Annotated in this window: 21 protein-coding genes; 13 read left to right on the forward strand and 8 right to left on the reverse strand. The window is 63.2% G+C overall.

The window, feature by feature from the left end:
- Window positions 1–53 precede the first annotated feature (53 nt).
- From EGJ09_RS17615 to EGJ09_RS17630, 4 genes are all read right to left on the reverse strand, one after another.
- Window positions 54–4,580: a hemagglutinin repeat-containing protein gene (locus EGJ09_RS17615; RefSeq protein WP_125924476.1), complete on the reverse strand. Its 4,527-nt coding sequence runs from the start codon at window positions 4,578–4,580 to the stop codon at window positions 54–56.
- A gap of 27 nt (window positions 4,581–4,607) precedes the next feature.
- Window positions 4,608–6,287: a ShlB/FhaC/HecB family hemolysin secretion/activation protein gene (locus EGJ09_RS17620; protein ID WP_125924477.1), complete on the reverse strand. Its 1,680-nt coding sequence runs from the start codon at window positions 6,285–6,287 to the stop codon at window positions 4,608–4,610.
- Window positions 6,288–6,447: 160 nt separating this feature from the next.
- Entirely contained in the window at window positions 6,448–7,002 is a 555-nt protein-coding gene (locus EGJ09_RS17625) for a murein L,D-transpeptidase family protein (protein ID WP_012315982.1), read from the reverse strand.
- Window positions 7,003–7,020: 18 nt separating this feature from the next.
- The gene (locus tag EGJ09_RS17630) at window positions 7,021–7,572 is read right to left on the reverse strand and encodes an NUDIX hydrolase (protein WP_046784376.1); all 552 of its coding nucleotides are present in this window, start codon (window positions 7,570–7,572) and stop codon (window positions 7,021–7,023) included.
- 126 nt (window positions 7,573–7,698) lie between these two features.
- Here EGJ09_RS17630 and EGJ09_RS17635 point away from each other — a divergent pair, with 126 nt between their 5' ends.
- From EGJ09_RS17635 to purT, 5 genes are all read left to right on the forward strand, one after another.
- Window positions 7,699–8,298, forward strand: coding sequence for a CoA pyrophosphatase (locus EGJ09_RS17635; protein ID WP_046784375.1), 600 nt, complete (start codon window positions 7,699–7,701; stop codon window positions 8,296–8,298).
- A 41-nt stretch (window positions 8,299–8,339) separates the two neighbouring features.
- A complete protein-coding gene (locus tag EGJ09_RS17640; protein ID WP_039602029.1) occupies window positions 8,340–8,864 on the forward strand; it encodes a gamma carbonic anhydrase family protein in 525 nt (174 codons plus the stop codon).
- Window positions 8,857–9,057, forward strand: a complete 201-nt coding sequence (locus EGJ09_RS17645) for a DUF1289 domain-containing protein (protein WP_039602028.1) — start codon at window positions 8,857–8,859, stop codon at window positions 9,055–9,057. Before EGJ09_RS17640 ends, EGJ09_RS17645 begins: the two co-directional genes overlap by 8 nt.
- Window positions 9,058–9,116: 59 nt before the next feature.
- Window positions 9,117–9,584 (forward strand): VUT family protein, encoded by a 468-nt coding sequence (locus tag EGJ09_RS17650; RefSeq protein ID WP_012315977.1) that lies wholly within the window; start codon window positions 9,117–9,119, stop codon window positions 9,582–9,584.
- 76 nt (window positions 9,585–9,660) lie between these two features.
- The gene (gene purT / locus EGJ09_RS17655; RefSeq protein WP_115273998.1) at window positions 9,661–10,842 is read left to right on the forward strand and encodes a formate-dependent phosphoribosylglycinamide formyltransferase; all 1,182 of its coding nucleotides are present in this window, start codon (window positions 9,661–9,663) and stop codon (window positions 10,840–10,842) included.
- A gap of 104 nt (window positions 10,843–10,946) precedes the next feature.
- On the opposite strand, the gene EGJ09_RS17660 is transcribed toward purT, so the two are convergent.
- The 3 genes from EGJ09_RS17660 to EGJ09_RS17670 form a co-directional block, all read right to left on the reverse strand.
- Window positions 10,947–12,248, reverse strand: coding sequence for an MFS transporter (locus EGJ09_RS17660; protein WP_046784372.1), 1,302 nt, complete (start codon window positions 12,246–12,248; stop codon window positions 10,947–10,949).
- A gap of 279 nt (window positions 12,249–12,527) precedes the next feature.
- The gene (locus EGJ09_RS17665) at window positions 12,528–13,733 is read right to left on the reverse strand and encodes a transporter associated domain-containing protein (RefSeq protein WP_125924478.1); all 1,206 of its coding nucleotides are present in this window, start codon (window positions 13,731–13,733) and stop codon (window positions 12,528–12,530) included.
- A gap of 9 nt (window positions 13,734–13,742) precedes the next feature.
- Window positions 13,743–14,552 carry an inner membrane protein YpjD gene (locus tag EGJ09_RS17670; protein WP_012315973.1) on the reverse strand — a complete coding sequence of 270 codons (810 nt, stop codon included), beginning with the start codon at window positions 14,550–14,552 and terminating at the stop codon, window positions 13,743–13,745.
- Window positions 14,553–14,848: 296 nt separating this feature from the next.
- On the opposite strand from EGJ09_RS17670, the gene ffh reads away from it, so the two are divergent.
- The 6 genes from ffh (at window position 14,849) to EGJ09_RS17700 (ending at window position 18,905) form a co-directional block, all read left to right on the forward strand.
- The gene (ffh, locus tag EGJ09_RS17675; protein WP_046784370.1) at window positions 14,849–16,225 is read left to right on the forward strand and encodes a signal recognition particle protein; all 1,377 of its coding nucleotides are present in this window, start codon (window positions 14,849–14,851) and stop codon (window positions 16,223–16,225) included.
- Window positions 16,226–16,460: 235 nt separating this feature from the next.
- Window positions 16,461–16,712, forward strand: coding sequence for a 30S ribosomal protein S16 (gene rpsP / locus EGJ09_RS17680; RefSeq protein WP_012315971.1), 252 nt, complete (start codon window positions 16,461–16,463; stop codon window positions 16,710–16,712).
- Between the two features lie 5 nt (window positions 16,713–16,717).
- A complete protein-coding gene (rimM, locus tag EGJ09_RS17685) occupies window positions 16,718–17,254 on the forward strand; it encodes a ribosome maturation factor RimM (RefSeq protein WP_012315970.1) in 537 nt (178 codons plus the stop codon).
- A 3-nt stretch (window positions 17,255–17,257) separates the two neighbouring features.
- Window positions 17,258–18,010: a tRNA (guanosine(37)-N1)-methyltransferase TrmD gene (trmD, locus tag EGJ09_RS17690; RefSeq protein WP_008094486.1), complete on the forward strand. Its 753-nt coding sequence runs from the start codon at window positions 17,258–17,260 to the stop codon at window positions 18,008–18,010.
- 42 nt (window positions 18,011–18,052) lie between these two features.
- Window positions 18,053–18,403 carry a 50S ribosomal protein L19 gene (rplS, locus tag EGJ09_RS17695; RefSeq protein ID WP_008094487.1) on the forward strand — a complete coding sequence of 117 codons (351 nt, stop codon included), beginning with the start codon at window positions 18,053–18,055 and terminating at the stop codon, window positions 18,401–18,403.
- A 94-nt stretch (window positions 18,404–18,497) separates the two neighbouring features.
- Window positions 18,498–18,905 (forward strand): acyl-CoA thioesterase, encoded by a 408-nt coding sequence (locus tag EGJ09_RS17700; RefSeq protein ID WP_012315969.1) that lies wholly within the window; start codon window positions 18,498–18,500, stop codon window positions 18,903–18,905.
- Between the two features lie 4 nt (window positions 18,906–18,909).
- On the opposite strand, the gene EGJ09_RS17705 is transcribed toward EGJ09_RS17700, so the two are convergent.
- Window positions 18,910–20,736 (reverse strand): sodium:proton antiporter, encoded by a 1,827-nt coding sequence (locus EGJ09_RS17705; protein ID WP_125924479.1) that lies wholly within the window; start codon window positions 20,734–20,736, stop codon window positions 18,910–18,912.
- 68 nt (window positions 20,737–20,804) lie between these two features.
- On the opposite strand from EGJ09_RS17705, the gene xerD reads away from it, so the two are divergent.
- Window positions 20,805–21,701 carry a site-specific tyrosine recombinase XerD gene (gene xerD, locus EGJ09_RS17710; protein ID WP_039603504.1) on the forward strand — a complete coding sequence of 299 codons (897 nt, stop codon included), beginning with the start codon at window positions 20,805–20,807 and terminating at the stop codon, window positions 21,699–21,701.
- A 152-nt stretch (window positions 21,702–21,853) separates the two neighbouring features.
- Entirely contained in the window at window positions 21,854–22,615 is a 762-nt protein-coding gene (gene dsbC / locus EGJ09_RS17715) for a bifunctional protein-disulfide isomerase/oxidoreductase DsbC (RefSeq protein WP_012315966.1), read from the forward strand.

Raw genomic sequence — 22,615 nt, forward strand, 5'->3', positions numbered from 1 at the left:
TGACGTGACGTGCATGGCCCTATCGCCGGTTTGCCGACGACAGGGCCTGTGGATCAGTTGGCTTTCCCTTCAATCCCCGATGCCCACTGCTCACTTCGGCTATGCCCACTGGTGCGCAGCAAGCCAAGGTCCAGTGCATTCTCGCCGTCTGCGGCACCTTTGCCTTTGCTGATCTGGGCAATGGCGGTACCCAGGTCTACCGGCGAGTTCGACGCATCGATCGACACATCCCGGCGGTAATCATTGCCGCTCAGCGTTTCCTTGGTCACCGCGTTGGCGGTGAGTTTTACCTCACCCTTGGCCGAGTGCAGGCGGGCGCCCGTCAGGTGAGCGTCACCGCCAACCGTCAGGTCTACCCCATCGCTGCCCTTGAGCGCCGTCTGCTGGGCTACGCCATCACGCTGAACATGCGACACATCGAGCCTGAAGGTTGGCGAAACGCCCGGGTCGGCCTTGGCCAGGGCGGAACCTGCTTTTTCGCTGACCTTGCTTCCCAGCGGCCCTGCGACGGCCGTGGCAGCGTTCACATAGCCTTGCGGGTTTTTCTCTTTGCTCAGCCGTGCATCACCTTTTACGGTCAGGGTATCGACGCTGTCCTTGCGGCTGGCGATGCGCAGATCGCCGTCGATTGCGCCGCTGATGCGCCCGGCTTCCAGGCTTACGCCTTCGATGCGGGTGTCGCCGCGGCTTTGCAGGTCGATACGCTCGGCGCGCAGGTTGCCGGCGTTCCAGATGAGGTTGTCGCGCTTGTCGAGGTTGACCTGAACACGGCCGTGCAGCCCAAGGGTGTCGGTGCCGCCCTTGGATGTGTTGAAGCCGGCGCCGGCGGTGATGTCCAGGTTGTCGCGCCGCTCGACGTTGGATGACGCTTCGATCAGCATGCCGCCCTTGGCGGCATTGATGCCGATGTGCTCGGCCGATGCCTGCAGGCCCTGGAGATGCACGGCGATATCCTCGCGGGTGCCGCTGTCGAGGGTCAATTTGCCCGCGCTTTGGAACTGCGCATCGATGGCCTGGCGGGCATCCTCGTTCTTCTTGCCATGGTTGAAATGGCCCCCGATGGCGCCACCTTGGGTGGTGCCGGTCTTCACGGCCAGCTCCAGGCCGCCACCCAGGTTCCCGCCAGTGTGCTGCTGGGTATGGCTCGCAGCTTTGACCTGCAGGCGGCCATCGCTTTGCAGGAGTGTATCGCCGACCTTGGCCTCGCGGCTGCCAATACGCGTGCCTTCGAGCAGCATGTCGCCCCCGCTGGTCAGGCGCACTTGGCCTTTGGCGTCGACCTGCGCCACCTGGGCATTGGTTTGCGTAGCCTGCTGCTGGGCATGGTCGAGATAGCCTCGGCCGTCGACGCCAGTGCTGCCCGGGCGGTTGCCGACCTTGGCCCAGGCGTTGCCATCGAGCTGGCGAGCGCGCTGTTGAGCGTGGTCGGTGGCCTGGGCCAGCGACAGTGTAGTGCCACTCTGGATCACTACGTCGCCTTCACCGCCATCGATGCGCGTGCCTTCGTAGCGGCCGTCGCTACCCAACTGCACCTGAATGCCCTGTTGCCCATAAAGGCTGCCCGGCACTGCGGTGCTGGCGGTATCCTGCTTGCCCTGCGAGCCGCCCTTGCCGGAAGCGCGGACGTTCAGGTCGCTCCCCGAACTGGTATCCACGCGCAGGTCACCGCCGTAGGCCAGGCGCTGCACGTTATCTTCCCGGGTGTTTTCGGCGGCGCGCAGGTGGTGCTGCTGGGCGTCGACCTGCAGGGCGCCGGCGTTGGCACGCCAGGTGGTGCCCTGGTCATCGAGGGTATCGGCCTTGACCTTCACGTGCCCCCCTGCCAGTTCGCTCACCTGGGCAAAGCCGCGGCGCTGGTTTTCCAAGCGTTTGAGGTGGTCCAGGGTCATGTCGCCGCCAACGCTCGGTGCCACCATTGCGTCTTCGGGCGAGGCTTGCTGGAAGCGCGCCGCTTCTTCGCCCTGTACCAAGCGTTCGATCGGCCGGGTCACGTCACGGTACTCCAGGCTGGCGCCGATGCTGCCTGACCAGTCATTGCGCTGCACTTCACGTTCATGGGTGTCCTGCACGGCACGGTTCTCAATGCGCTTGGCAGTTACCTGAAGGGTGTCGCCTGCGTTGACGCGTGCAGCTTCGGTGACCAACTCGTCGGCGCTGAGCTTCAGGTCGCCGCTGGCCTGCAGCCCGGTGCGTTGCGTCTTGCTGTCGCGTTCGGTGGTGACTTCGTTGTTGCGATGGCCTTCGAACAGGCTGCCCAGCCGATCCATACCGCCGGTCACCGTCAGGCCACCACCGCTTTGGGTAGAGCTGCCGGACGACACGCGCTCGTTGCGTGTGACGCCAAGGCTCACCTGTTTGGCCTGCACGTTCAGGTCGCCCGCATTGGCCTGTACGCTGGAACCGTTGACCTGTAGCTGCGCGCCGCTGTCCAGGCCAACCGTAGCGCCCGTCAATTCGCTGGCCACCTGCGACGTTTCGCGTTGTTGGCCTGTGCTGGTGACCACCTCGTAAGCAACGCCGGCGGCGTACTGGCGCGACTCGGGCTTGCCGTCTTCGGCTTCTGCGGTCTGTTTGGCGCTGGCCGTGAAACCGCGCTGCTGGCTGCGTGTTTCGCTCTCATCGCTTGACTGTGTGCTACCGATCAACAGGTCGCCCTTGGCCTCGACCTGCAGATGCCCGCCGGCCTTCACCTTCGAACCCTGGATGCGCAATTCTTCAGCACTGGCCAACCGCAGGTTGCTGGCAGAACTGACGTCACTGCTCAGCACCTGCTGCTTGCGCTGCGTGCGCTCGCGATCGTTGCCGATCAGGCCGAACAACTTGCTGCTGCTGTCGCGGTCGGTGGCAACAGTGCTGGCGTGGTCTGCCTCGATCGCCAGGGCGCCTTTTTCGCTGTACATCACCGCGTCTTGGGCGCCGTGGACGGTGCTGCCCTTGATGCCCACCTGTTCGGCCGCAACGTTCAGCTTGCCATCGGCTGTGACAGCGCTGCCGGCTACGCTCTGCCCTTGGGTATCGTTGCCTTTGCGGTCACCAAAAAAGGTGCCCGATACCAGGTCGCCACGGTAGTTGCGGCGTGTGCCCTGTTCCTGCAGCGCCGTTGTGCCGATTTCGACGTTGCTGGCGTTGATGTCCAGGCCGGCGCGGCTGTGCAGCTTGCTGCCTTGCACGGTGAGCGTGTCATTGGCCTTGACCGTCATGCGCGCGGCATTGAGCGTGCTGCCTTGTGCTGATTCCTTGTACTGGTTGGTATCGCTGTCGCCGCGCCACAGGTCTTTGCGGTGGCGTACCTGCTCCTCGATACGTTGGCTGTTGGTGCCTGCACTGATATCCAGGTTGGCAGCGCTGTCGAGTGTCAGGTCGCCGCCCGCATCCACATTGGCTGCCAACAGGCGCATGTCGGCGCCAGACTGCAACAGCACGCTGTCACTGGCTTGCAGCTGCGCCCCGCGCAGTTGGTCGGCGGTGGTGGTACGTTCGCGCTGGTAGGTCTCGCGGGTAACGAAGAGGAACTTTTTGTTCCAGCTTTCCTGCTCGCGGGCGATGCTCTGGCGGCTTTCGGCATCCAGAGTGAGCTTCTTTCCAGCCTTTATCTCGATACGCTCGGCTTTGCCGTCGACGGCGCCAAGGCGCAGGTCATCGGCAGCGGTGAGTTGCAATGCGCCGTGTTCGCTGAGCAGTTCCCCGGGCCGGTTTTCATGCCCGCTGACCTGCAGTGCGCCGGCAGATTGAAGGGTGATGCCCTGGTCGGCCTTGATCTGCACCGGCCCCACCCGCACCCCCGCGCCCTCGGCAGTGCTGACCACACGAATGCGCCCGGCACGCATGGCGCCGAACAGGTTGGCGTCGATGCTGGACGGCGTGCCCGGCAGATGCTCGATGACCTGCCCGTCGTCGTGACGCATGCGGTTGCGGCCAACGGTCACGGTGAGATCGCCACTGGCCGAGAGCACGCCCTTGCTGTCGAGCTTCGGCGCGATCAGGTCCAGCGCGCCCTCGGCATTGTGCTGGCCGCCTGTGAGCACTTGCAGCGTGCCACTGGCATTGAGGGTGTTGAGGTATTTGAGCTGTTCGCCCTGCAGCTCCGGTGTACCTACCAGGAAACCGGCCCGGGTGGTGTTGATGAAGGTCCCGCCATTGAGGGTGATGCCGTTCGGGTTGGCCAGGATGTAGTCGGCCGGGCGGCCGAAGATTTCCTGTGGGCCTTCGATCAGCGAGGCGTTGCGGCTGATCACCTCGTTGAGGATGGTCGAGGCCGCCTGGCCCTGGAACTGGGGGTTGGCCGCCAGCGCGCCGGCCAGTTGCGACTGCCCGGCCTGGAGGGCGTTGTTCAGTACCACGCCGGGGCGGGCGACGTTGTAGTCCAGGAACTGGTTGTGCGACAGGCCGCTGGCGTTGGGCGCGACGATGTCGATAACAGGTACGCCATGATTGTTGCTGATGAGCGGCGTACCCCCAGGGCCGGTGGCCGCCTCCAGGCCGTGTTCGGCCAGCGCGCTGGTGGAGGCGAGCAGGGCGAGGAAAATGGCCCAGCGCAAGGTATCGGGGCGGATTGCGGGTATCTGCGAGAGTGTCTGCATGTTCTCGTTCTCTTTGTTGTGGGTGAATCAGATGTTCAGGGCCCATTCAAGTACCCAGAATCCGGGTTCGAGCAGCGGGCGCTGCAGGTCGCTGGCATAGAGGGCGCGCTGATAGTCCAGGCGCAGGCGGCTGTGCGGCAGGTTCACTTCGATACCCGCCGTGGCACCTGCCAGCCGGCGCGGCGAAGCGCCTTGCGCCAGCCGCTCCCAGCCCAGGTCCAGGCCCAGGTAGGGGCGCACCGTAGCCGGTGTGGTCCAGGGCAATGCCAGCGGTTGGCTGAAGGTATTGCGCCAGGTGGCGGCGCTGGCGCCACTGTAGGTACGCAGGCGAAAGCCACGCACCGCCGAATCGTCGCTCAACAACATTTGCTCGACGGCCGGCAAGACATCGGTGCTGTACTGCAGGCCAAGTTCGCTTTGCCAGCGCCACGGCCAGTTCGCTGGCCCTTGGCGCAGGTGCAGCAGGCTGGCGCGGTATTTTCGAAAGTCGAGCTGCGGCGCAGCTGCGTGCTGGGCGGGTTGCTCAGCGCCCAGCCAGCGAGTGCCCTGGGCGACGCCGATGTAGGCGTTCCACAGGCCGTGGTCCAGCCAGAGCAGGTTGAGCCCGGCCTCCACGCTGGTCAGGGTGGGGCTCTGCAGGCCGATGACTGCAGAGCCGGCGCGGTTGATCAGTTGTTTGCGGTCCAGCCGGGCGCTGGCGCTGAGCATGCCGTACTGGTTGCGCCAGAGCATGCGCTCGGCGCTGACGCTCTGGTAGCTGCTGTTGCCGTTGCTGTCGTGCCGCCCTTGCGGAATCGGCGCGTTGTAGCGCAGTTGGCCGACATTGAGCGTGAAATTCCATGGGCCGTAGGGGATGCTGTAGTAGAGGGTGACGCCCTGGCTGCGCCCCGGAGCATCGATGACCGTTGTCGACAGTGACAGGCGCAGGTCGTCGTTCAGGCCCAAGGGGCTGTCCACGCCGATGCCGAGGTTCAGGCGGTGACGCCCGGTCAGCGGGCTGCCCCGGTTATCGAAGCGGCTGTCCAGGTGCCAGCGTGAAGCCACTTGGCGAGGCTGCAGCAGCACCCGGGTGCCACCCTGCAGTTCGCCCGGCAACAGGTCGGCACTGAGCTCGTAGGCCCGCAGGCGGTTGAGCTGGTCCAGCCCCTGCTCAAGGTCTGGCAGGTACAGGGGGTTGCCCAGCAGATGGGGGAATGCGCTGTTCAGGGAGAGCGGCAGCTCGGCAGCCAGCTCGATCGACTCGACGAAGCCTTCGATGATGACGATGTCCAACGGCGTGTCATGCGCTGGCGCTTGGCGCAGATAGGGGCGGCTGGCCGGGTAACCGGCGTGCACGTAGCGCTGGGTGATGGCCTTGAGCAGGTGGTTGATGTCGGCGATGCCCATGCAGGGCTTTATCAGCGCCTGGATGGCCGGCTCGAGCGCCTGTGCCGAAAGCTGCCGGTTGCCGGCCAGGCGAACGCCGGCTATCTCCCAGCAGCGGCTGTCGCTGGGTGGGTTCGGTGCGAGGGCGTCGCTGTGTTGCGCCGCTGGAGGGCGCTGCCAGCGCTGCAGCCGCTGTTGCTGCTCGAGCTGGCGCAAGGTTCGCTGTTGATCACGCAGTTGCTGGCTGGCAGGGTCGTCCGCCCATGCCTGCTGCATGGCCAGCAAGCTCGTCATGCAGCAGGCAAGCAGCCTGCTGGCGATGTGGCCGTATCGGGCTGGCATGGAGGAACCCCGCAAATGGCGTACGGCCTGCGTACTCGTTTGCGTGGATGCTAAAAACTTTGCCAGTCGATTGGATGCAGTCTGCTGCCTACACGGCAGTAGGGCGGATGCTTAATTGAAGTGGGAAGGCTCCTACAGCCTCAATTGGAATACTGGACTATCAGGGCCGAATCTCGATCAATGTGCCGTCCGGCACCAGGTCCCAGACCTCGCGCATGTCCGAGTTGCGCATGGCGATACAGCCGTCGGTCCAGTCAAGCGTATGGAAATACCATTCGGGATACTCGTCGTTGATCGGGGTGCCGTGGATCATGATCATGCTGCCGGCACTCCAGCCCTCGCGTGTGGCCCGGGCTGCATCGCTGATGTTCGGGTAGGTGATGTGCATGGACAGGTTGAAACGGTCGCTTTGCTTGCGCCAGTCCAGCCAGTACAGGCCCTCGGGGGTCTTCTTGTCGCCTTCGCGCTGCTTGGCGCCCTTGGGCTGCTTGCCCAGCGAGATGCGGTAGGTTTTCAGCGGTTCGCCACGGCTGATCAACTGCAGGCGGCGCTCGGACTTGATCACCAGCACCTTGTCGATCAGTGGCTGCATGGCCGCCTGCGATTGCGATTGTGCCGGCAAAGGCGGCTGTGGCTTGCGAATGATGGTCTCGGTGAAGGCCGCCTGGGACACCGAGGTAACGCAAAGGCAGAAAAGGGCGAACAACCAGCGCATGAAGCGGTACCTGCAAACTTAAGTGGTGGGCGAAACGCTCATCGGTGGCAGGTACTCATGGCCTATGGGGTAATGCTGCCCGATGCGGTCGCGATAATAGCATTCTAGTGTGCGTGTGACGGTCCGGAAAGCCAGCTCGCCCCACGGTATCTCGTGTTCGTCGAACAGCCGTACCTCCAGGCTCTCGACGCCGATGTCGAAGTCCAGGTCGGCCAGTTCGGCGCGGAAGAACACATGCACCTGGTTGATGTGCGGCAGGTCGAACAACTGGTACAGGGCCATCGTGCCGACCCGGGCGCAGGCTTCTTCGACAGTTTCACGGCGGGCGGCCTGGTCCAGTGTTTCGCCGTTCTCCATGAAGCCGGCGGGCAAGGTCCAGAAGCCGCGGCGAGGCTCGATGGCTCGCCGGCACAGCAGCACCTGGCTGCCCCAGACCGGCAGCACCCCGGCAACGATGTTCGGGTTCTGGTAGTGAATGGTCTGGCAATGATTGCAGACATACCGCAGGCGGCTGTCGCCTTCGGGTATCCGCTGAATGACCGGCTGGCCGCACGCGCTGCAAAATTTCATGCTGTTCTTCCCTTGAGCCCACGCTATCTTGGCGTGCCAGGCAGGCCTGCCGCAAGCGTACAGGGCTTGGGTGCTTCGCGGCTTTGGTGCATCATGCAGGGCAGGCCTTGGAAACGAGAGTGCGCAATGCTGGACGAGCTACTTCGCCGAATGAGCAACCACCAACCAGCTTCACTGGAAACCGACCGACGGTTCCCCGAGGCGGCGGTACTTTTGCCCATTACTCGCAGCGAAGCGCCCGAACTGGTCTTGACCCTGCGTGCCAAAGGGCTTTCCACCCATGGCGGTGAAGTCGCCTTCCCCGGTGGCAGGCGCGACCCGGAAGACCCCGACTTGATATTCACCGCGCTGCGCGAGGCCGAAGAAGAAATCGGCCTGCCGCCAGGCCTGGTGGAAGTGCTCGGCCCGCTGAGCCCGCTGATTTCCCTGCATGGGCTGAAAGTGACGCCATTCGTCGGGGTGATCCCTGATTTCGTCGAATACCGCGCCAATGATGCGGAGATCGCGGCAGTATTCAGCGTGCCACTCGAATTTTTCCGCCAGGACCCGCGCGACCACACCCACCGTATCGATTACCAGGGCCGCAGTTGGTATGTGCCCAGCTATCGTTATGGCGAATACAAGATCTGGGGGCTGTCGGCGATCATGATCGTCGAACTGGTCAACTTGCTGTACGACGCAGGCATCAGCCTGCATCAGCCCCCCGAGCGTTATATAGAGATCTGAACGGGGCACACCCCGTCGCCGCTGATTCCTGAGGAGCGAGAATGAAATACCGCCTGGGCGACCTGCGGGTCGAGAGCCATGCCACCAGTTGGGCCGCACCCAATGCCATGCTGATTGGCAAGGTACGCCTGCAGGCGCGCGCCAGTGTGTGGTTCGGCGCGGTGCTGCGCGGCGACAACGAGCTGATCGATATCGGCGAGGACAGCAACGTCCAGGACGGTACCGTGATGCATACCGACATGGGTTCGCCGCTGACATTGGGCAAAGGCGTGACCGTGGGCCACAACGCCATGCTGCACGGTTGCACGGTTGGCGATTACAGCCTGGTCGGCATTAATGCTGTGATCCTCAACGGTGCGCGCATCGGCAAACACTGCATCATCGGCGCCAATGCACTGATCCCCGAAGGCAAGGAAATCCCCGATGGTTCGCTGGTAATGGGGTCGCCCGGCAAGGTGGTGCGTGAGCTGACCGAGCAGCAGAAGCGCATGCTCGAGGCCAGCGCCGCGCACTATGTTCACAACGCCCAGCGTTATGCGCGGGACCTGGTGGTGGACGATGAGTGAGGTGATCGCTACCGAACGCCCGGTCGCTTCGCCCTGCGTGAGCATCTGCGCGCTGGACGAGCAGGATGTCTGCACCGGGTGCCAGCGCACCGTAGCGGAGATCGGCCGTTGGGGGCGGATGGACAATACCGAACGCCGGGCGGTGCTCAAGCTGTGCCATGAGCGGGCGGTGGCGGCCGGATTGATCTTGTAAGCGCTGCGGTTGACTCGAAAATCAGGTAATCTGTGCCGCTTGTCGGACGGTCACTGCCCATGTTCTTTCTAATCGCTTACATCAGCAGCGTTGTACTGATCAACTTTGCCTTTTCCAGCGCCCCGCATCTGGACGTGATCTGGTCGGCCTGGGGTGGGCTGGTGTTCATCCTGCGTGACATGGTGCAGACCCGCTACGGCCATGGCGCGCTGATCGCCATGCTGATGGCCCTGGTGCTGTCGTATGTCACTTCCGAGCCGGCCATTGCCCTGGCCAGTGCCACGGCGTTCTTCGTTTCCGAGCTGATCGACTGGCTGGTGTTCAGCATCACCCGGCGCCCCTTGCGTGACCGCTTGTGGTTGAGCTCGGCACTGAGCATCCCGGTGGACACCTTCATTTTCTTCGGCATGATCGGTGCCCTGACCCCCGCCGTGATCGGCACCGCGATGGCCTCCAAGTTCGCAGGCGTGACTGCGGTGTGGCTGGCCATGGCATTTCGTGCGCGGCGGGCTGCCGTGGCTGGCTGATGGTGTAGAATACGGGTCCTTTTTCAGCGGGCGGCGCTAAGACTGGCGCGGCCCCGGACGCCTTCGAGGACCTGAAATGACCCGTATCGGAACCCCATTGTCGCCTACCGCGACCCGTGTACTGCTCTGCGGCTGTGGTGAGCTGGGCAAGGAAGTGGTGATCGAGCTGCAGCGCCTGGGCGTCGAAGTGATCGCCGTGGACCGCTACGCCAATGCGCCGGCCATGCAGGTCGCGCACCGCAGCCACGTGGTCAACATGCTCGATGGTGTCGCCCTGCGCGCGGTGATCGAGGCTGAAAAACCGCATTACATCGTCCCCGAAATCGAAGCCATCGCCACCGCTACGCTGGTCGAGCTGGAGAACGAAGGTTTCACCGTCGTGCCGACCGCCCGCGCCACCCAGCTGACCATGAACCGCGAGGGCATTCGCCGCCTGGCGGCCGAAGAGCTGGACCTGCCGACCTCGCCGTACCACTTCGCCGATACCTTTGAAGATTATGCCAAGGCTGTGGCCGATGTCGGTTACCCGTGCGTGGTCAAACCGGTGATGAGCTCGTCCGGCAAGGGCCAGAGCCTGCTGCGCAGCGATGCCGACCTGCAGAAGTCGTGGGACTACGCCCAGGAGGGTGGCCGCGCCGGCAAGGGCCGCGTGATCATCGAAGGCTTCATCGATTTCGACTACGAGATCACCTTGCTGACCGTGCGCCATGTTGGCGGCACCACCTATCTGGAGCCAGTCGGTCACCGCCAGGAGAAAGGCGACTACCAGGAGTCGTGGCAGCCCCAGGCGATGAGCCCGAAAGCCTTGGCCGAGTCGCAGCGTGTGGCGAAGGCGGTCACCGATGCACTGGGCGGCCGTGGTTTGTTCGGCGTCGAGTTGTTCGTCAAGGGCGATCAGGTGTGGTTCAGCGAAGTCTCGCCGCGCCCGCACGATACCGGCCTGGTCACGCTGATTTCCCAGGACCTGTCGCAGTTCGCGCTGCATGCCCGTGCCATTCTGGGCCTGCCGATCCCGGTGGTGCGCCAGTTCGGCCCGTCTGCGTCGGCGGTGATCCTGCCTGAAGGCCAGTCGCAGCAGACCAGCTTCGCCAACCTCGGCGCAGCGTTGAGCGAGCCGGATACCGCGATCCGCCTGTTCGGCAAACCGGAAATCAACGGCCAGCGCCGCATGGGCGTGTGCCTGGCACGTGATGAATCGATCGAAGCGGCGCGGGCCAAGGCGACTCGTGCGGCGCAGGCGGTCAAGGTCGAGTTCTAAGCTCAAGCTACAAGCTACAAGCTACAAGCTACAAGCTACAAGCTACAAGCTACAAGCTGCTAGGGGATGCCTTTTCTTGCAGCTTGAAGCTTGCAGCTCAAAGGTCACAGCTCTGTATTGCGGGTCTCTTTCAGGCACAGCACAGCAATCAGGCTGATCACCGCCGCCACCGACACATACCCACCCACCCAGCTCAAGCCGCCCATGCTCACCAGTTTCTGAGCAAAGAACGGCGCCGCCGAAGCCCCGACGATGCCGCCCAGGTTATACGCGGCAGACGCGCCGGTATAACGCACGTGGGTAGGGAACAGCTCTGGCAGCAGCGCGCCCATCGGTGCGAAAGTCACGCCCATCAAAAACAGCTCGATGGCCAGGAACAACGCGACGCCAGTGGTCGAGCCGGAGGTCAGCAAAGGCTCCATGGTGAAGCCCGAGGCCACCGCCAGCAGGCCGCCGACGATCAGCACCGGCTTGCGCCCGTAACGGTCGCTGAGCCAGGCCGACAGCGGCGTGGCCAGGGCCATGAAGACCACGGCGAAGCACAGCAGGCCAAGGAAGGTTTCGCGGCTGTAGCCCAACGTAGTGACACCGTAGCTCAGCGAGAATACCGTCGAGATGTAGAACAGCGCATAGCACACCACCATGGCGGCCGCGCCCAGCAGGGTCGGCAGCCAGTATTTGCTGAACAGGTCGACCACCGGCATTTTCACCCGCTCGTGGCGGGCCACTGCCTTGGCGAACACGGGGCTTTCTTCAAGCTTCAGGCGTACGTACAGGCCTACCAGCACCAGCGCGGCACTGAGCAGGAACGGAATGCGCCAGCCCCACTCCCGGAACTGCTCGTCGCTGAGCAGCAGGGCCAGGGTCAGGAACAGGCCGTTGGCCGCCAGGAAGCCGATCGAAGGGCCTAGCTGCGGGAACATCCCGAACCAGGCACGCTTGCCCGCCGGGGCGTTCTCGGTGGCCAGCAACGCCGCGCCACCCCATTCACCGCCCAGGCCAAGGCCCTGGCCGAAGCGCAGCAGGCAAAGAATGATCGGTGCCCACACGCCGATGCTGTCGTAGCCTGGCAATACACCGATCAGCGTGGTGGACACACCCATCAGCAGCAGCGAGGCAACCAGCGTCGACTTGCGCCCGATACGGTCACCGAAGTGTCCGAACAGTGCTGAACCCAGCGGGCGGGCGAGGAAGGCGATGCCGAAGGTAAGGAAGGCCGCCAGCATCTGCGCGGTGCCTGACCCTGAAGGGAAGAATACGGGGCCGATCACCAGCGCGGCGGCAGTGGCATACACGTAGAAATCGTAGAACTCGATGGCCGTGCCGATGAAGCTGGCGGTGGCCACCCGCGCGGGCGAGTTGACCGGCGCGGCAGGCGCTTGGGCATAAGTGCTGCTGGTTGTCATTAAGTAGGTCCCTAACAGTCTGGTCGTGCTCCATGGGCTTGGCCCGCGACGGTATGCACTGGCCAGCGAAGGGCTGGTACGGTTCGCGGACGCCGGAGCGTATTGTTCTTTTGTTCGCCCGACTGACGATAGCCCAAGGGGGATAGGGGCGGCAGCGGGCACTGTTCGGGGTGTTGAAGCAGGACCGCAGGGCGCGTCAGTGGAGCGCGCTGGCCGTGTGGCGCCGGGTGCGGATAGCGGGCGGGACGGCAGGGCTGGGTAAGCGTGACCGGAGTATAGCTAGCGGGTCACGGTCCACACCAGTACCTTGCTGGCGCAATTGTCTTCTGTTTCGAGGATTTCCAGGCGATAGCGGCCGATCTTCAGGCAAACAGCGCTTTCCGGGATGCTTTCCAGGGCCTCGGTGACCAGCCCGTTCAGGGTCTTCGGCCCGCCGTCGCTGGGCAGGTGCCAGCCGAGGGTGCGGTTGATTTCGCGCAGGGAAGCGGCGCCATCGATGACGAAAGTGCCGTCGGACTGGGGGTGTACATGGGGGTTGTCGAGGCTGTGCTCTTCCTCGAACTCGCCGACGATCTCCTCGAGTATGTCCTCCAGCGTAACGATGCCCAGTACCTCACCGTATTCGTCCACCACCACGCCCAGCCGGCGCTGCTGCTTGTGGAAGTTCAGCAGTTGCAATTGCAGTGGGGTGCTTTCGGGGACGAAGTAAGGCTCGTAGCAGGCGCTGTGGAGCTTCTCCAGCGTCAGCTCGGCCTTGGGCAGCAGGTGGCTGATCAGCTTGGTGTTGAGGATGGCTTCTACCTGGTTGATGTCGTTGTGGTAGACCGGCAGGCGCGTGTGGCGGCTGAGGATCAGTTGCTCGATGATGCGCCCGATCGGCTCATCCAGGTTGATGCCATCGACCTCGTTGCGCGGCACCAGAATGTCGTTGACGGTGACCTTGTCCAGCGAGTGCAGGCCATCGAGCAGGCCGTGGCGCGGCATGTCTTGGTCTTCATCCTCGGTAAAGTCGTCATCTGCCTGCGGGTGCAGGGCCACTGCGGTGGGCGGTACGCGAAACGGCCGCAACATCAGCTTGGCGCAGCCGTCCAGCAGGCAAGCCAAGGGTTGCACCAGTGCCAATGGGAGCTTCAGCAGGCTGGCGCCCAGGCTGATGAAGGCCAGCGGGTTGCGCCGAGCCAGGCGCCGCGGCAGGTATTCGGCGAACACCAGCAGGCCAGAGGTGGCGGCCAGGCCGGCCAGCCAGAAACCGTGCTCGCCGTTGAGGCGTTGGCCGATCAGGCAGGCCAGGCCCAATACCAGAAGCTTGCCCAGGCTGGCGCACAGCACCAGGGCCTGGGCTGGCAGTACCGGTTGCCCGTCATCGCCGGGGCGCAACGAGCCGTTGAGTTGCAGGCGGGCGGCATCCACCGCGGTGAACAGCGCCGACCAGAGCAGCGCCAGTGCCAAAGTGCCGAGTAGCGGAGCGTACGGCAGGGTGTCCATGGGCGACCGTCAGATATGCAGGATGAATTCGCGGACCAGCTTGCTGCCGAAATAGGCCAGCATCAGCAGGCAGAAACCGGCCAGTGTCCAGCGGATCGCCTTGTGCCCACGCCAGCCCAGGCGGGTGCGGCCCCACAGCAGTACGCTGAAGACGATCCAGGCCACGCAGGCCAGCAGGGTTTTGTGTACCAGGTGCTGGGCAAACAGGTTGTCCAGGAACAGCCAGCCAGAGATCAGCGACAGCGACAACAGGCACCAGCCCGCCCAAAGGAAGCCGAACAGCAGGCTTTCCATGGTCTGCAACGGTGGGAAGTTGCGGATCAGCCCGGAAGGGTGCTTGTTTTTCAGCTGGTGGTCCTGCAGTAGCAGGAGCAGCGACTGGAACACCGCAATGGTGAACAGCCCATAGGCCAGGATCGATAGCAGGATATGAGCGAGGATCCCCGGCTCTTCATCGATCAGCGGAACGGTGCCGGGTGGGGCGAACTGGGCCAGCAGGGCCGTGATGGCGCCGAGCGGGAACAGCAGCACCAGCAGGTTTTCCACCGGTATGCGCAGGCAGGCCAGCAGGGTCAGGGTGATCACCGCCACGGCGATCAGGCTGGCGGCGCTGAAGAAGTCCAGGCTCAGGCCCAGCGGGGTGATCAGCTGAAAGAACAGCGCGCCGCTCTGGGCGATCACGGCGAGGGCGCCGAGCAGGCCGAGCAGCCGTTTGTCGGCTTTGCTCGACTGGGCCAGGCGCGAACCCTGATAAACGGTCGCCGCTATATATAGGCCGGCGGCGATCAGGTTGGGGATGAGGCTGGGTGAGGAGACCATAAGTCCTGGTGGGCAAGCCTTAAAGAGACGGAGTTTGGCATAGATCGCGCTGGGGGGGCTAGTGAGCTGCAAGCTTCAGGCTGCAAGCTGCAAGCGAAGGCAGATTCGTACGGGGGGCGGGATTTTCTGATGGTTTGCGGCTTGAGGCTTGCAGCTTGAAAGTTGCCGCTGGGAAGCCGAGGTGTGCGCCGCCGCCGCTCTTCGCTATAATCGCCGCCTTGCTGTGCCCAGCGCGTGTGCATATTCACCTGGGCGCCTGACAAACCTCGGCTTTTACTTGGCCTGAAAGGATCACCATGTTCGAAAACCTGACCGACCGCCTGTCACAGACGCTGCGCCATGTCACCGGCAAGGCCAAGCTGACTGAAGACAACATCAAGGATACGTTGCGCGAAGTGCGCATGGCCCTGCTCGAGGCCGACGTTGCCCTGCCGGTGGTCAAGGATTTCGTCAACAGCGTCAAGGAGCGTGCGGTCGGCACCGAGGTGTCGCGCAGCCTGACCCCGGGCCAGGCGTTCGTGAAGATCGTCCAGGCCGAGCTGGAAAGCCTGATGGGTGCGGCCAACGAAGACCTCGCGCTCAATGCCGCCCCGCCTGCCGTGGTGCTGATGGCCGGTTTGCAGGGCGCGGGCAAGACCACCACCGCCGGTAAGCTGGCGCGCTTCCTCAAGGAGCGCAAGAAGAAGAGCGTGATGGTGGTTTCGGCCGACGTCTACCGCCCGGCTGCGATCAAGCAGCTGGAAACGCTGGCCAACGACATTGGCGTGACCTTCTTCCCGTCCGATATCAGCCAGAAGCCTGTGGCCATTGCCGAAGCGGCGATTCGCGAGGCCAAGCTCAAGTTCATCGACGTGGTCATTGTCGACACCGCCGGCCGTCTGCACATCGACGCCGACATGATGGACGAAATCAAGGCGCTGCATGCCGCGGTCAAGCCGGTTGAAACCCTGTTCGTGGTCGATGCCATGACCGGCCAGGACGCCGCCAATACCGCCAAGGCCTTCGGTGAAGCCCTGCCGCTGACCGGCGTGGTGCTGACCAAGGTCGACGGTGATGCCCGTGGCGGTGCCGCGCTTTCGGTACGTGCCATCACCGGCAAGCCGATCAAGTTCATCGGTATGGGTGAGAAAACCGAGGCTCTCGAGCCCTTCCACCCGGACCGTGTGGCGTCGCGCATCCTCGGCATGGGCGACGTGCTCAGCCTGATCGAGCAGGCCGAACAGACCATCGACAAGGCCAAAGCCGACAAGCTGGCCAAGAAGCTGAAGAAGGGCAAGGGCTTCGATCTCGAGGACTTCCGCGACCAGCTGCAACAGATGAAGAACATGGGTGGCCTGGGCGGCCTGATGGACAAGCTGCCGAGCATCGGCGGGGTCAACCTGTCGCAGATGGGCAATGCCCAGGGCGCAGCCGAGAAACAGTTCAAGCAGATGGAGGCGATCATCAACTCCATGACCCCGGCCGAGCGTCGCGATCCTGACCTGATCAGCGGTTCGCGCAAGCGCCGGATCGCCCTGGGCTCCGGTACCCAGGTGCAGGACATCGGGCGGCTGATCAAGCAGCACAAGCAGATGCAGAAGATGATGAAGAAATTCTCCGCCAAGGGCGGCATGGCCAAGATGATGCGCGGCCTGGGCGGGATGTTGCCTGGCGGCGGCATGCCGAAGCTGTAACCCTTATTCCGGGCGCTTGTCTTTTGAAGAATGAGCGCTCAGAACCCCCGCTGCGGCGGGGCAATGGCCACGCAATCCGTGGCTCAACCGGCAAATCTAGATGGCAGGGCGAGGCCTTGTCGAAAAAGTCATTTGCAAATGTCCGTGTATTCCCCGAGAATATGCGGCCTTTTGGGCACCCGTGTGCCTATTTGGCATTCAGATTTGCAGCACCGACTATAGGAACGATGTTCACATGGTAACCATCCGTCTTGCCCGTGGCGGCTCGAAAAAGCGCCCTTTCTACCACCTGACCGTGACCAACTCGCGTAACGCCCGTGACGGCCGTTTCGTTGAGCGCGTAGGTTTCTTCAACCCGATCGCTGCTGGCGCTGAAGTCAAGCTGTCGGTCAACCAGGAGCGCGTCAGCTACTGGCTGAGCCAAGGCGCACAGCCGTCTGAGCGTGTTGCTCAGCTGCTGAAGGACGCTGCCAAGGCCGCTGCCTGAGCAATATGAACGCGACGCCAGAAAAGGCTGACGACCTCATCGTCGTTGGCAAGATTTTTTCGGTTCACGGCGTTCGCGGCGAGGTGAAGGTGTATTCCTTTACCGATCCGATTGAAAACCTGTTGGATTATCCACGCTGGACGCTTCGGCACGAAGGCAAGGTAAAGCAGGTCGAGCTGGTCAGCGGTCGTGGCTCCCAAAAGGGCCTGGTCGTTAAACTGAAAGGCCTCGATGATCGTGATGAAGCGCGTCTTCTGAGCGGCTTCGAAATCTGCATCCCGCGGAGCCTTTTGCCCAACCTGGCCGCAGACGAGTACTACTGGTACCAACTGCAGGGCCTGAAGGTCATCAACCAGGACGAACAGCTGTTCGGCAAGGTCGATCACCTGTTGGAGACCGGTGCGAACGATGTAATGGTGGTCAAACCCTGCGCAGGCAGCCTGGATGATCGCGAGCGTCTGTTGCCCTATACGGCGCAATGTGTGCTGGCAATCGACCTGGAAGCAGGCGTGATGCGGGTTGAATGGGACGCGGACTTCTAAACGATGGGTAACCTTCGCGTAGACGTCATCACGTTGTTCCCCGAGATGTTCTCGGCCATCACTGAGTACGGCATTACCAGCCGCGCGGTAAAACAGGGGTTGCTTCAGGTGACCTGCTGGAACCCGCGGGACTACACCACAGATCGCCACCACACAGTGGATGATCGGCCGTTTGGCGGTGGCCCGGGCATGGTGATGAAAATCAAGCCTCTGGAAGACGCCCTGGTTAGCGCCAGGCAAGCGACCGGAGCATCGGCAAAGGTGATCTACCTTTCGCCGCAAGGCCGCAAGCTGACTCAGCAAGCGGTCAAAGGCCTGGCCGAACAGGAATCGCTGATCCTGATCGCCGGTCGTTATGAAGGCATCGACGAGCGCTTTATCGAGGCTCATGTCGATGAGGAGTGGTCGATTGGCGACTATGTGCTTTCCGGTGGCGAGCTGCCGGCCATGGTACTGATCGATGCGGTTACACGGCTGCTGCCCGGAGCTTTAGGGCATGTGGACTCGGCGGAGGAAGACTCCTTCACCGACGGTCTGCTCGATTGCCCGCACTACACCCGACCTGAGGTGTATGCGGATCAGCGTGTTCCCGACGTGTTGCTAAGCGGCAACCATGCACACATCCGGCGTTGGAGAATGAAGCAGTCCCTTGGTAGGACCTTCGAACGACGCGCCGATCTTCTGGAAAGTCGCTCGCTTTCTGGAGAAGAGAAGAAGCTGCTCGAGGAATATCTCCGCGAGCGGGACGATAGTTAAACGTATCGATGGTGGATCACGTATCCATCTTAGGAGCACAGCATGACCAACAAGATCATCCAGCAGCTCGAAGCCGAGCAGATGAGCAAGGAAATCCCGACCTTCGCACCAGGCGACACCATCGTCGTTCAGGTTAAAGTGAAGGAAGGTGAGCGTTCCCGTCTGCAGGCGTTCGAAGGCGTTGTTATCGCCAAGCGTAACCGCGGCCTGAACAGCGCTTTCACCGTGCGCAAAATCTCCAGCGGCGTTGGCGTTGAGCGTACCTTCCAGACCTACAGCCCGCAGATCGACAGCCTGGCCGTGAAACGTCGTGGTGACGTGCGTAAAGCCAAGCTGTACTACCTGCGCGACCTGTCCGGCAAAGCCGCTCGCATCAAGGAAAAACTGTCCTGAGTACAGTTTGCCCGGTGGCCCTGGCCGCCTAGCGAGAAAAAAGCAGCCTTCGGGCTGCTTTTTTGCGTTTTGAAACCCGAAAGAAGTGACGGACATGACCAGCCGAGACCAGGAAATTCAGCGCCGCACCGAGTTGTCGGTGACCCGCGTGACCAAAGCGGTGTTCCCCAACACCACCAACCACCACAACACCTTGTTCGGCGGCACTGCGCTGGCCTGGATGGACGAAGTGTCGTTCATCGCCGCTACGCGCTTCTGCCGGCTGCCGCTGGTGACCGTGTCCACAGACCGTATCGATTTCAAACACCCGATCCCGGCAGGCTCGATCGTCGAGCTGGTGGGAACGGTGATCAAGGTCGGCAACACCAGTTTGCAGGTTCAAGTGGACGTATTCGTCGAGAACATGTACCTGGATGGGCGCGAGCGGGCAATCCATGGTGTGTTCAGCTTTGTCGCCATCGACGAGGACAAGCGCCCGGTGCCGGTGTTGCCACAAGCCTGAAGGCTCAACCCGGCGCGGCAGTGCTCTCGGTGATGGGGGCCGGTTCCACCAGCGCCACCAGGGTCCAGCCAGGTTGCGGCGCAAGCGGGTTCTCGGGGCTTGATACATGCACCCAGCCCTGGGCATCCCGGGCAAACAACAGATGTGCGCGCTCGCCATGCAATGCCTGGTAATTGTCCCAGTCGAAGCCCTCGGTAAGGTTGGTGCTGTACAGTTCCGCGCCATGATGCAGGCGATTGGCCATTTGTTGGTAGGTCATCGGGCTTGAGCCCAGCAGTTGGCCACGGTGCTCTTCGCTGGCCCGGTGCTTGTCGCTGCGCTGCTTCTCCAGGCCGCTGGCCAGCACATACAGGCGGCCGTGGCCGAAGTCATGACGAAAGCGCGCACAGGCCAAGGCGTTGATCTCCCCGGCAGGCGACAGCCCCAGCAGGTGGCCGAGGCCTACCAGGTCCAGGTGTGCGTCGGCATGCTGCGAAGCCGGGTTGCCAAAGTAGGTCGGCAGCCCCTCCATGCGTGCCGCACGAATGTTTTCCCAGCTCGAATCGGTCAGCAACACACGGCAGCCCAGTTGCTGCAGGGCCTTGCCGATGGCGCGTGCGGGTTGGTTGGCGCCGACGATGAGAAAGCCGCTGGGCGCCGGCTCGGCCACCTTGAGCAGGCGCGCCAGGGGGCGCGCCGTAGCGCTCTGCAGCACGACAGTGCCGATGATCACGGCAAAGGTGAGCGGCACCAGCAGCAGTGCGTCCTGATGCCCGGCCTCATGCAGGCGGATGGCGAATATCGCCGACACTGCGGCGGCAACGATACCGCGTGGTGCGATCCAGGCCAGCAGGGCCCGTTCCCGCCAGTTCAGCGAGGACCCCAGCGTTGACAGCAAGACATTCAGCGGCCGCGCCACCAGCTGGATCACCAGCAGCAGTGCCAGTACGGCCGGGCCCAACCCCAGCAGGGCATGTAGATCGAGCCGCGCGGCAAGCAGGATGAACAGGCCGGAGATCAGCAGTACGCTGAGGTTCTCCTTGAAGTGCAGGATCTGCCGTACATCGACGCCACGCATGTTGGCCAGCCACATGCCCATTACCGTCACCGCCAGCAGCCCGGACTCGTGAACGATCTGGTTGGCGGCGATGAAAATACCCAGTACGGCGGCCAGCGACGCCAGGTTGTGCAGGTATTCCGGCAGCCATTGCTCGCGCATGATCTGCCCCAGTAACCAGCCACCGGCGGCGCCCAGGGCGCTGCCGCAGAAGATCACCCCGGCAAAGGTCCCCAGGCTCTGGCTCAGGCCATCGCCATCGGCGCTGGCGATGATGAAGCTGTACACCACGACGGCGAGCAGGGCACCGATCGGGTCGATGACGATGCCTTCCCAGCGCAGGATGTTGGCAATGGTCGCCTTCGGCCGTACCACGCGCAGCATGGGCACGATGACCGTAGGGCCTGTCACCAGGGTCAAGGTGCCGAACAGGATCGCCAGCGGCCAGTCGAAACCCAGCAGCCAGTGTGTCGCCAGGGCGATCACCAGCCAGGTCGACAGGGCGCCGACGGTGACCAGGCGGTGCACCACGCTGCCGATGTCCCGCCATTGCGAGAGGTGCAGGGTCAGGCTGCCTTCGAACAGGATCAGTGCCACCGCCAGTGACACCAGCGGCATCAGCAGCGGGCCGAACAGCGCTTGCGGGTCGAGCCAGCCGAGCAACGGGCCGACCATTATCCCGGCCAGCAGCAGGAAGAGAATCGCTGGCAGCTTCAGGCGCCAGGCCAGCCACTGGCAGGCGAGGGCGGCGGCACCGATACCGCCCACACTGAGTAGGATCTGCTGTTCGTTCATGCGGGCTCCCTATGCCGGCGTTGTTATGAAAGACTAAGCGTCATTTCGTCGTTTGCCACCGAGTTTTCATGCCAGCCCTTGACCACCCCTTGATCGACCAGTTCCTTGATGCCCTGTGGCTGGAAAAAGGCCTTTCAGACAACACTCGCGTCTCTTATCGCAGTGACCTGGCGCTGTTCAATGGCTGGCTGCAGGATCACGGCCTGGCCTTGCCTGCCGCCGGTCGAGAGCTGATCCTCGATCACCTGGCCTGGCGTCTGGATCAAGGCTACAAACCGCGTTCCACTGCGCGTTTTCTCTCAGGTCTGCGTGGCTTCTTTCGCTACTTGCTGCGGGAAAAGCTCATTGCCGTCGATCCAACCCTGCAAATAGAGATGCCTCAGCTGGGCAAACCCTTGCCCAAGTCGTTGTCAGAAGCCGACGTCGAGGCCCTGTTGCAGGCCCCGGACCTTGGCGAAGCCATCGGCCAGCGCGACCGTGCCATGCTTGAAGTCCTGTACGCCTGTGGTCTGCGCGTTACCGAACTGGTCAGCCTTGCCCTGGACCAGGTGAACCTGCGCCAGGGCGTGCTGCGGGTGATGGGCAAGGGCAGCAAGGAGCGCTTGGTGCCGATGGGCGAAGAGGCGGTGCTGTGGCTGGAACGCTACCTGCGCGATGGCCGCGCCGAACTGCTCAGCGGGCGCCCGAGCGATGTGTTGTTCCCCAGCCTGCGCGGTGAGCAGATGACCCGCCAGACGTTCTGGCACCGCATCAAGCATCACGCGCGAGTTGCCGGCATCGACAAGCCGCTGTCACCGCACACCCTGCGGCACGCCTTCGCCACCCATCTGCTCAATCATGGTGCCGACCTGCGCGTGGTGCAGATGCTGCTGGGGCACAGCGACCTGTCGACCACACAAATCTATACCCACGTGGCCAAGGCACGCCTGCAGCAACTGCACGCACAGCACCACCCGCGTGGATGAATGATTTTCATGTTCCGCCGGCCGGTACTCGCAGACCCCTTCACCGGTAGCGTGTTGTGGTAGGCTTGGGCGGTTTGCACCAAGGGCCGCACGGTCGCCGCGTTTTTGCGCAGGTGACGCCCTCCGGCCCCTGTCCGCCCTCAGGAGTTCCCATGCGCGTGACCCAGATTTTCGCCGCCGCCGCGTTGGCGCTGGCCAGTACCTTTGCCGTTGCCGCGGCGACCGACAGCAATGCCGCTGCCGAGCAGGCGATTCGCAAGTCGTTGCAGAACCTTGAGCTGGAAGTGCCGGTCGAGAGCGTGGCCAGCAGCCCGCTCAACGGCCTGTATGAAGTCAAGCTGCAGGGCGGCCGTGTGCTGTACGCCAGCGCCGATGGCCAGTTCGTCATGCAGGGCTACCTGTACCAGATCCAGGACGGCAAGCCGGTCAACCTGACCGAGAAGACCGAGCGCCAAGGCGTAGCCAAGCTCATCAATGGCATTCCAGCTGCCGAGATGGTGGTTTATCCTGCCAAGGGCCAGACCAAGTCGCACATCACCGTGTTCACCGACACCACCTGCCCGTATTGCCACAAGCTGCACGCCGAAGTGCCAGAGCTGAACCGTCGCGGTATCGAAGTGCGCTATGTCGCCTTCCCGCGCCAGGGCCTCGGCTCGCCGGGTGACGAGCAGTTGCAGGCCGTGTGGTGCTCCAGTGACCGCCGCGCAGCGCTGGACAAGATGATCGACGGCAAGGAAATCAAGGCTGCCAAATGCGCCAACCCGGTCGGCAAGCAGTTCCAGCTGGGCCAGTCGATCGGCGTCAACGGCACGCCGGCGATCGTGCTCGAAAACGGTCAGGTGATTCCAGGTTATCAACCGGCACCGCAAGTGGCCAAACTGGCCCTGGCCGGCCAGCAGCAGGCCGCCAAGTAA

It is taken from the genome of Pseudomonas sp. p106 (assembly GCF_003936645.1).
Classification (GTDB): domain Bacteria; phylum Pseudomonadota; class Gammaproteobacteria; order Pseudomonadales; family Pseudomonadaceae; genus Aquipseudomonas; species Aquipseudomonas putida_E.